Consider the following 10,939-nt stretch of genomic DNA (forward strand, 5'->3'; position numbering starts at 1 on the left):
AATTATTATAATAATACATACATATAAAATATTTCTAAAGCAACTATTAAAATTTTCTAAAGTGGCGATAATTAATATAACTTTAATAATTTAAGTGTGTTTTTTCTGTAATTAGAAAAAGTACAGTATGCAAAAACACACTGTACTTTTATTTATGGCTTTAATCTATAACCTACTCCCCATACTGTTTCTATATATTCAGGGTTGGAAGGTTCTTTCTCTATTTTTTCTCTTAACTTTCTTACATGAACTGTAACTGTAGCAATATCACCAGTTGAATCTATACCCCATACTTTATCAAAAAGTTCATTCTTAGTAAAAACTCTATTGCTATTTTCCACCAATAGTTGAAGTAAATCAAATTCTTTACCAGTTAAGAAAACTTCATTTTCATCTACATATACCCGTCTTGATGATTTATCAATCCTTAAACCATTAACTATTAATTCCTGCTTTTCCCTAAAGCTGCTTCCTACTAATCTTTCATATCGTATTAAATGTGCTTTTACCCTGGCCACTAATTCACCTGGACTGAAAGGTTTGGTTATATAATCATCTGCTCCTAGTCCTAATCCTCTTATTTTATCTATATCCTCTTTTTTAGCAGAAACCATTATTATAGGTATATTTTGAGTTTTTCTGATTTCTTTGCATATTTCAAAGCCACTTACTTCTGGAAGCATTATATCTACAATAATTAAATCGTAGTTCTTTGTTTTTGCCTTTTGAAGACCGATATCACCGCTACTTTCAATCTCTACTTGAAAATTACTTATTTCTAGATAATCCTTTTCTAGCTCAGCAATAGAAGTTTCATCTTCAATAATTAATATTTTCTTCATAACATTCTCCTTTCTCTATATTTATTATTTCAAGTTTAAAAGAAACAGAAGTACCTTTATTTCTTTCGCTGTCAAGCCATATCTCTCCACCATGTTCTTTTATGATTTTTTCACAAATTGCAAGTCCAAGTCCACTTCCTCCATTTTTACTAGTTCTTGCAGAATCTTCTCTATAAAACCTATTAAAAACTAGAGGAATAGCATCTCTTGATATGCCTTTGCCATTATCTTTTATAGTCAATACCACACTTTCTTCGTCTCCAGAAAGATCAATGTCAATTTTGCCATTCTCTCTGTCCATATATTTCACAGAATTTCCTATTATATTATTTATAACTCTATTTATCTTTTCTCTATCCATTTTCACAAGAATTTTTTTGCTGTAGTTATATTGAAAGCTTATTTCTATATATTTTTTCTCTAATTCGAATTGAAGCTCTTCTACTATATCCTGCATATAAGCCTCTATATCTACTGCTTCAAAATTAAATGGAACTTTGTTTAAATCTAGCTTAGAATATAAAAACAATTCATCAATAAGCTTGTCCATACTAACCGCCTTATTATGTATGGTTTCAATATACCTCTTCATCTTTTCCGGATTATCTGCTATACCATCCCTTATACCTTCTACATATCCTTTTATAGATGTAATAGGTGTTTTTAAATCATGGGATATATTTGAAATCAATTCCTTTCTATTGCTTTCGTATTGATTTTGCACATCTAATGATTCCTTTAATTTTTCTCTCATTGAGTCAAAAGCATAACATAAGTCTCCTATCTCATCTTTCGAATCTATCTGGACTTTAAAATCTAATTCGCCATTCTTAATTTTGTCTGTAGAATTCTTAAGACTCTTCAATGGATTTAAAATTGCTCTTGACATTATTAAAGTAAATATGGTGCTTACTAAAGCTATTATAAGTATTAAAGAGATTATTCCTATAGTCAAAGAACTTTTTACTATATTATAAAACTTAGTGGTATCCGTTACAGTAAATACGCTTCCCTTACCACCACTATTATAAAATTCTATCTGCCTAATAATAAAGTTCCCTTCAATATAGTATCTTCCTGCTTTATCCCTTGATTCATAATTGAATTGTAGGAGCTTGTTTACATCTAGATTTTCTTTGTTCATTCCATTGAATGTAATTTGGTTATCCTTTTCAATAATTATATAACAGTTATTTTTCTCGAAATTTTTATTTAGTTCCTCTAAGAATCTTTGATCCTTAAATAGCTCTGGAGTTCTTATTGAGATCCCCCTAATTTCATCAAAATTTCTTAAATTTATAGCCTTTACATCCACATAAGAATTAATGCGAACAGCCTTCTCCTTAGGAGGAATCATATCATATTCCTTATATAATTGCATGCTAAAATAATAGTTAATTGTCCATATATCAAGTAGAAAAAAAATAGTGCAGGTAATAACCATAATCATGTTGCAGGTAAGCATTTTAAGTTTTATAGACATATCCACTCTCCCCTTAAATAATCTCAGTAAATTGAACAGTTATAATGAAACTAATTGCTCAACTTACTGAGATTAACTAATTTAAATTTAAACTCTATTAAACTAATCGCTAGTATCGGATTTAGATAAAAATTTTAGCCTTTCTATTTTAAAGTTTGATTTTGATAGAATTTCTGGCCAAATCTTAACCATTTGATATACCTTATCCTTTTTATCATAAGGCAAGTTATCCCAAGAAACCAGTGCTGGATCAGTTTTTTTCTTATTATCTTTAATGACTCCATACTTCCATCCCGCCTTTTTTCTATGACGGTACCAACGGGTATGTTGATCTTCAGCTAGAATATCCAATTCTTTTTCCGTAAATTGTACAAACTCCGGATTTTCCTTAACAGAAATAATATCATAATTAATTTTAAGTAATGAATTAGGGATATGTCTAGCCTGATCACGATTTGAGTTTTTTAATTCCTCACTAAGCTCCTCCCAAGGAACTATGAAATCTAGATCTATATTTCTGCTGTTTTCACTAAGCATTCTATATTTTTCGTGAATAGCCATAGCGAGACTTTCTATTTTTTCACTATAAAATGCATCATGCATTAAATGCCGTAAAAATTGTTCCTCGTCTACATGTAATTTCAATTGCTCCTTAGAAGGCAAATCTGATTGTTCCCAAATTTTCGCATTAGTTAGCATACTCATTTCAAGTATAGCTTCCATAGACCTTGATTCATGCTTATATCTTCGAATTTTAAGCAATGCCCGCAGTACTCCATTATCAATTTTAGCCTTTCCGTTATCATCTATAAGATGAGGTACTTTGCGTTCTATCAAAGAGCGTAATAACATAGCCCTTCTAATTATAAACAATTGATCTCTCTCATCGGTTTGGTTTGGGCCTAGGATATTTACATACCCTCTTAATCGACTTATAAAATCAGGACCTTTAGCTCCTTTAAATTCTAGTAAGAATTGTTTCCTTTCATTTTCATCCTTTATGTCTTCTCCATGAAATTCTCTAAATGTACTATTTGTTCCACCAGCAAAAACAAAGATAGCTTTTCCTATAGGATGAATAGAATTTTCATCTCTAAATACTCCATCCTGCATAGGTGCTAAAAAATACTTTAACCATCCCAATTTACCTTCAAAAGCAGAATCAAATTCATCAAAAAATATTAAGGGAATCTTACCTTCTAAGGAAAAATCCCTTACCTTATGAAAGGCGTTAATTAAATCCAGTGGTGTTCTAAACTGAGATAAGTTAAAACTTAGCTTCTCAATTAATTCTGGAGCAATACTTGCCGCTATTTCCGTTACACCAAAAGATTTTCCAGAGCCTGGAGTTCCAAATACAGCTATTGAAAGTGGTCGAACTGTATTTTTAGTGGAAATATACTCCCACATGAGATTTTTAATGCTTCTATAACTTTCAATTTCAGTCCTATCTACAGTTTGTAGATTCCTAAACTGAGCTATAGGTATAGAATTAAGTACATCGTTTACTCCATTTTTCACAATATCGTATGCTATTTCTGCTAGATTAGTAGAACTCTTATCGCTAAGTATATACCAATAATAGTTGCTATCCTTATGAGTCAAATCAGGTATCCTCACATCTTGAATTAAATCTCTGTTTATAAAATCATCCTCTTCTTCAATAAATAATGTAGGACTAGGAAATTGAAATTCCTCAACATTTTCTCCAAAGCCGTTAACAAAGTACTTTTGAACAGCAACGATTCCTTCACCTATTCCTTCCCCTATCAGTAAGGGAAATTCTTCTTTATTATAACTTTCGGAAGCAATACTTTTCGCAAGTCCTGCCACAAAACATGAAGTAAGCCCATACATTTTGCCATCAGTATCTTTGAAAGAACCTCCTTCAAATTCATAGGGTATAAAGTATAAGTAAGCTTCATTCACTCCTCCATCTCTGTAGTAAATAGCCCCCTCAAGACCAAAGGGTACTATAAGATGATGACAGTTTGCAAGAAATGCAAGATTAGGATTATTATTGATTTGCCACACAAAATCCTGTGCAGTTCTTTCCCAGGAGAGACTTTTACTAATATTAACTCCCTTAGAACGTAAATCATCCCCATTTATAACCACTATTGTTTTTTCAAAATGAAACTTCTGCAGCTGTTTCCATAGTGCACTAGATCCAATAGGATTATTCATTTTATATAAAACTATTGGAAACTTCCCAGGTGTTTTTAGTGCTAAAGGCCAGAATTTTTCATTGGAATTAAAACCATTGTTTTCATCATCTATTATAACTATATCAGCATTTTCATCATCATCAATTATAGGTAATAACTTTGGATTATTAGAGGATGGACCAGCAAATCCAAGAAACCGTTTTATTCTGTATACCTTCTTGTTCTTTTTTTTATCGGCAGACATAGGAAAAGGTTCCAGCTCCGCAATGGAACGAAGAAAATCCTTTGATATATTTAATTCTATATCATCTATTTTAGGCGAGTGTATAGAGGCCCCTGTTGCTAAGGCCACAAGTTTAGCTAAAAGTAGTGACTCTCCTGGCTTTAAAACGCTATGTACATTCAAATGGTTCTGCCAATTTAATCCTCTACTATTTTGAGGTTCTGTTACCCACTGTAAAGAATTTATACAAATATCTCCAGATACAACTATCTTCAATCCTTTCTCATACATGTTCTGCACTCCCTTCACACTATAAACAGTAATATATTCACTAATAATATATTAAACTTATTTAGTTTACAACCTTAAATAACTATCTACTTCTTCTTAGACTTAAGATTGTTATTTTAATACCTTATTAGTTTTCTACCTATTTTAAATTTTTATTATTTATCCAGTACCTAATCCATACAATTTAAATTCAATAATCCACTATCAATAATAATTATCGATAGTGGATTTATAAATATTTTATGAGGATTTTCATGTTAATTATTTTAACACATTGAATTAGCAATAACATTGCTACCTAATATTTCAACGGGCTTAGTTCCTCTTATAATCATTCTTATAATATTATGTTTTATTTCATCATATTTTTTAAAAATACTTTTTGCTTCCTCAAGATTATGATAAACCTTCCAATACCCTGCCATCTTACATTTTTTATTTGGACATTCAGTAAAAACAATGACATCCTCTATAGGATATCCTAAAAAAATTCCTATTTCATGAGGACACTGATTTTCAAAACGCTTGCTTAGAAGACATAAATATTCTTCTAAATTCATTTCTTTACTATATCCAAACCTACTTAAAAACTTCATGTTTTTTTCTTCTCTTATGGTATTCCTTAGTTCTTCTTCATTATAAAATAACACAATAGTATTTTTTTCATTCTTCTTTAATTCAAAAAACTTCACTTCCAATATATCTTTAATTTGCTCCTTATACTCTTCCCAGGTATTCTGCAAATTACGGTTATCATTACTGAAAGTTAGTAAGGAGGATACCTTTTCCTTTGCCAGTGTAGGGCTAGTACTGCATACTATTGTTGAAAATAAATACTCTATATCATTATAATTATTCACTATATTTACAAAACTTATTAGTTCATCTTTACTCATAATACCATCCTCCATTACTTTACCTATTACTATTAGTCTTCATATCATAACTTTCTATTGGTGGAGCAATAATTTCACTTATGCTATAGCCTTTTTACCCTTCTCTGTAATTCTCCATATATTAATTTCGATATTATTAGAACAACAACTTCCTTTTGTAGAACAACCAGCACAACTACTGCCACAACTTCCTGAAAGATTATTCATACCATCTTTCTCTATATATTTCAACTGCTCAAGTTGTATAATCATTTGTTCTACTAAACTTTCATCTATACCTAGTTCTTTTGCCACTGATTTGTTAGAATAACTTCCACCCTGAGCCAATCTTTTTAGTATTTTCATTAACATTTCTACACACCCTTCCTATTACTTAAACTGTTCAATTGAAAAATTTAATTTTTCAACATCTTTTGTATTTTCTTCAATCTTATCTTTGACCTCATATACCTTGTCTACCGTTGATAAGATGTCAAAGGACATTTCCGTAACGTTATCTGAAGATTTTTTTATGGTACTTGAAACCTCGTTTATTACATTAGTCAATTCTTCTACAGATGCACTTATCTCCCCAGTTGAGTTACTTACATTGTTCATTATATTGTTGAAGTTTACAGCATCATTGTCATATTCTTCACATACCTTTATAAGCTTGTCATAGTCTTTACTTACAGTTTCAGCTAGATAACTAAGAACCTCATAGGAGGATTTATTTAGTCTTTTAACTGAAAGACTTACATTATTAATTATTCCATTTATGTTTTTTACAATTTTCTCCGATTCCTCTGCTAACTTTCTAACTTCTCCTGCAACTACAGTAAATCCTTTTCCTGCCTCTCCTGCTCTAGCTGCTTCAATAGACGCATTTAGGGCTAAAAGATTTGTTTGTTTTGTTATTTTTATTATGTCTTCCGAAAACTCATATATTTTTTCTACTTCTTTCGAGCCTTCTATAGCCTCATTTAATTCTAACTTTACCTTATCTAATATGAATTTAGAATTTTGTATAGATTGAAAAACATCGTCTTTTAAATTTTTTGACTTTTTACTAACTAGTTCAGTATTTTGAGATGTCTCTAAAACTTTTTCAGCAATGAGAGAAGTTGATTTCTCTATTTCCTTTATTGAGGAATACATCTCTTCTCCCTTTGCAGATACAGTTGACATTTCCTCTGTTAACTTTTCAGATATGCTCAAATTGTTATTTGCAGAACTTTCTATTTCATCAATGAGATCCCTTACAGAAGAAGTATTGTCAGCAATTTTATCTGAAATTTTCTTTACTTTTTCCGTAAAATCTAATACTCCATTGCTATTAATTTCAATATTATCTTCACTATCACTTTTTTTACCCTTAGTTTCACCTATTATACTATTTATTATTTTTTTGAATACATTCAATAAACTCACCTCTATTAAAAACCTATCAACTTATTTTTAGTTTCTTTTCACAATCCTTACATACTCCTGATAGAACAATACTAGTACTCTCAATTAGAATTTCATTTCGTTCCTTTAAGCTTTTCATAAAATTTCCGTAAACTTCTGTTTCTTCTATGTCTATTATCTTATTACACTTGACACATTTAGCATGTATGTGAAACTTATATTTATCTGTTAAGTCCAACTCATAGTAGATGGTATTAGTTATATTTATCTTTTTTAGAACACCAACTTCCTCCAAAATCGTAACATTCCTATATACAGTACTGAGTCCTATATTTTTACCTTTTACCTTACTGTATATTTCATCAGCATTCATATGTATATTATTTTTATAAATTGCCTTTATTATCTGAAGCCTTTGTTGTGTAAGCTTATACCCTCTTTCTTTTAACTTATCTCCAATATAATTTATGTCGTTGAATTCATTAATCATTATTTATCAACACCCTTTTGTAATTATATTTGAATTGTTATCTTTATAAAAAGTCCACCAATCATGAAATCGATAATCATTCTCAATTCAAGGGTGGACTTTTCCTTCTAATGTTCTTTACTAACTAAATCCTAAAAGTTTTCCTATTTGATACACTAAAACTCCTGCTATCCAACCAATTACACAAGTATAAACTACTGCTGCCAAAGCCCATTTAGATGAATTTGTTTCTCTTTTTATTGCTCCTATTGTAGCTGCACAAGGGCAATATAAAAGGGACATTACCATAAAAGCTAAAGCTGAAAGAGGTGTAAATGCCTGTTGAATAATTGCTGTAAGATTTTCTTCTCCTACTCCATATACCGTTCCTAAAGTACTTACCACTGCTTCTTTAGCTCCAATGCCAGTTATAAGAGCCACTGATGACTGCCATGTTCCAAAGCCTGCTGGTTCAAATATTGGAGCAATAAATGATCCTATTATACCAATCAAACTATCTTTACTTCCCGGTTCTACTCCTCCTGGTAAGTTTGAAAGTACCCAAACAATTATAACTAGTCCTAAAATAACTGTGCTCATCTTTTTTATAAAATGCTGTGATTTTTCCCACATATGAATAAATAAACCTTTAGCTGTTGGAATACGATAAGGAGGAAGTTCCATTATAAAATATGATTCTTCTCCTTTAAATACATTTGTGCTTAAAAATTTACCTACTAATATTGCAACTATAATTCCTAATGCATAAAGAGAAAATATTACTATTCCACCTTGATCAAAGATTCCTAGCTTTTTACCTGAGAAAAAAGCACCTGCAAATAACGCATAAACCGGCAATCTAGCTGAACAAGATACAAATGGATTTATAAGTATAGCTACCATTCTATCTTTTCTGCTATCTAGCGTTCTCGTAGACATTATTCCTGCCACATTGCAACCACCAGATATTATAAGTGATATGGCTGTCTTACCATGAAGGCCTATGGAACTCATAAATCTATCCATTACATAGGCAGCTCTAGCCATGTAACCACTATCTTCAAGTATTGCTATAACAAAATACATAGTGAAAATCATAGGTATAAATACAAGTACTGATCCTAATCCGCCTATAAGTCCATCTGTTATAAAGGATTTTAATAATTCTGGAGTGCCAGCATTAGTTAAAGCATTTCCTGCCCATTCACCTAGTAGTGCAAACCCTTCATCTACCTTTCCACCTAAAAATCCATTTCCAAAGGTCATACTCACTTGGTACATAGTAAACATTATTACTGCAAATATAGGTATTCCGAACCACTTATGGGTAATCCATTTATCAATCTTATCAGAAGTACTCTCTATTCTAACTGTTTCTTTTTTAACAGTCTTTTGAATTATCTCGCTTACTATTTCATATCTTCTATCTATTATAAAAGTATCTGGTTCGTATCCTATTATTGCTATTAAATTTTCTTCGCTTTTTTGCGCTCTATCACTTATGCTATTAAGCCCTTCTTTTTCCTGTATGTACTTCTTTATATATTCATCATTTTCTAAAAGTTTTACTGCTGTCCACTCCGCTGGATAATCTAAAGTAACTGCACATTCTGAAATTGCATTCTGTAAGATTCCAATTTCCTTCTCTATATCTTTTCCATAGTCAACTTTATAGACACTACTTTTTTCTGCATCTCCTAGTTTTATAGCTTCATTTATAAGTTCCTTTATACCATCACCCTTAGTGGCTATTGTGGCAACAACAGGTACATTAAATTCCTTCGATAACCTTTTTATGTCTATCTCTATTTTTTTATTTTTAGCTTCATCCATCATATTCAGTGCTAAAATTACCTTAGCACCTGTTTCTAAAAGCTGCATTGTTAAATATAAGTTTCTCTCAATATTGCTAGCGTCAATTACATTAATTACTACATCTGGCTTGTTCTTTATTATAAAGTTACGAGCTACTACTTCATCCTCTGAATAGGCTCCAAGGCTATAAGTTCCAGGTAAGTCTACTACAGTTATGCTTCTATCACCAAACCTTAACTTTCCCTCCTTCTTTTCAACTGTAACTCCTGACCAGTTACCTACATGTTGTTTTGAACCTGTTAACTCGTTAAATAAGCTAGTCTTACCACAATTGGGGTTTCCAGCTAAAGCTATTATTAATTCCTTACTCATCTTATTCCTCCCGTATTTCTTAATGCTGAATATAATGATTCTTAATTTTTATACTCTAAAAGCTTTTTAGCTTAACTTTCATGTTTTAAACCTCTCTAACCATAACCTTTTGTGCCATTCCTCTTCCTAATACTAAACGACTTTCTCCAACCCTTATAATTAAAGGTCCTGCATCGTTTCTCACAACTTCAATTACTGCTCCTTTGTTAACTCCCATCTCCATAAGCTTTTTTCCCATAAGCTCTCCGCCTTCTACATTGCTTACTTCTGCATATCTGCCAATTCCAATAGAGTTTAAAGGCATACATAGGCTGCTCATTGTAAAAACTCCCCTCTCTGATATCTCTTTCTTACCTATAAGAATTCCACTAAGTTACATAAATTTGGATAACTTATATTTTTCTTATAAGAATTATTAAAAATTCTATATCACTTCCACAATAACATCCTTTGCTTCATTTTTTCTAAGACTTAAATTATATCCCCTTACTCCAATCTCTATTGGATCTCCCATAGGTGCTTTTCCTTCTAATACAAGTTCTGTACCTTTAACTATACCCATGTCCATTATCCTTCTTCTCATTTTACTTTCAGGATTTATTTGTACCACCCTAACTTTAGTTTTAATTTCAACTTCATGTAATCCCATTACTTTTCCCATACTTTTCACTCCTTAAATATATAATTATCATCACTAAATGTTTTTTAAATAAATACTTTTCTATTAAACACCTCTCATTTGTCTTAATGAAAATGATTCTCAATTTCATCTACCTTTTTAGTATAACACATGTTTACCAATTTGCAAGCCTTTTGTTAAAATTTTCTTAAATAAAATAGAAAAGCATATGATAACGCCAATGTTGTCATATGCTTTTCCATTTTACTTAACGTATTAAAATTTAGGTAACTATACCTAAGCATTACTATGGTTTTGTCTACTAGGAATAATTAAACCAATTAAAAAAAGCACCCTTAATTAAGGATGCTT

General features: G+C 30.9%; 10 protein-coding genes. All 10 read right to left on the reverse strand.

Annotated features, from left to right (window positions below; genetic code table 11):
- Positions 1-152 precede the first annotated feature (152 nt).
- On the reverse strand, positions 153-842 hold the full coding sequence (locus tag P8V03_RS14675) for a response regulator transcription factor (RefSeq protein ID WP_261671474.1): 690 nt from the start codon (positions 840-842) through the stop codon (positions 153-155).
- On the reverse strand, positions 820-2,325 hold the full coding sequence (locus tag P8V03_RS14680) for a HAMP domain-containing sensor histidine kinase (RefSeq protein WP_318798737.1): 1,506 nt from the start codon (positions 2,323-2,325) through the stop codon (positions 820-822). The genes P8V03_RS14675 and P8V03_RS14680 overlap by 23 nt, the downstream gene beginning before the upstream one ends.
- A gap of 102 nt (positions 2,326-2,427) precedes the next feature.
- Positions 2,428-5,007 carry a RyR domain-containing protein gene (locus P8V03_RS14685; RefSeq protein WP_318798738.1) on the reverse strand — a complete coding sequence of 860 codons (2,580 nt, stop codon included), beginning with the start codon at positions 5,005-5,007 and terminating at the stop codon, positions 2,428-2,430.
- Positions 5,008-5,273: 266 nt separating this feature from the next.
- Entirely contained in the window at positions 5,274-5,903 is a 630-nt protein-coding gene (locus P8V03_RS14690; protein WP_318798739.1) for a DUF3793 family protein, read from the reverse strand.
- A 78-nt stretch (positions 5,904-5,981) separates the two neighbouring features.
- Entirely contained in the window at positions 5,982-6,254 is a 273-nt protein-coding gene (locus tag P8V03_RS14695) for a transcriptional regulator (RefSeq protein ID WP_261671478.1), read from the reverse strand.
- An 18-nt stretch (positions 6,255-6,272) separates the two neighbouring features.
- On the reverse strand, positions 6,273-7,304 hold the full coding sequence (locus tag P8V03_RS14700; RefSeq protein ID WP_318798740.1) for a methyl-accepting chemotaxis protein: 1,032 nt from the start codon (positions 7,302-7,304) through the stop codon (positions 6,273-6,275).
- Positions 7,305-7,329: 25 nt separating this feature from the next.
- Complete coding sequence (locus tag P8V03_RS14705; RefSeq protein WP_318798741.1) at positions 7,330-7,782, reverse strand: Fur family transcriptional regulator; 453 nt, start codon at positions 7,780-7,782, stop codon at positions 7,330-7,332.
- A 120-nt stretch (positions 7,783-7,902) separates the two neighbouring features.
- The gene (gene feoB / locus P8V03_RS14710) at positions 7,903-9,948 is read right to left on the reverse strand and encodes a ferrous iron transport protein B (RefSeq protein ID WP_318798742.1); all 2,046 of its coding nucleotides are present in this window, start codon (positions 9,946-9,948) and stop codon (positions 7,903-7,905) included.
- A gap of 85 nt (positions 9,949-10,033) precedes the next feature.
- Positions 10,034-10,267, reverse strand: a complete 234-nt coding sequence (locus tag P8V03_RS14715) for a FeoA family protein (protein WP_261671482.1) — start codon at positions 10,265-10,267, stop codon at positions 10,034-10,036.
- A gap of 105 nt (positions 10,268-10,372) precedes the next feature.
- Positions 10,373-10,609, reverse strand: a complete 237-nt coding sequence (locus P8V03_RS14720; protein ID WP_318798743.1) for a FeoA family protein — start codon at positions 10,607-10,609, stop codon at positions 10,373-10,375.
- Between the last annotated feature and the right edge of the window lie 330 nt (positions 10,610-10,939).

The organism is Clostridium tanneri, assembly GCF_033659955.1.
GTDB lineage: Bacteria > Bacillota > Clostridia > Clostridiales > Clostridiaceae > Clostridium_AM > Clostridium_AM tanneri.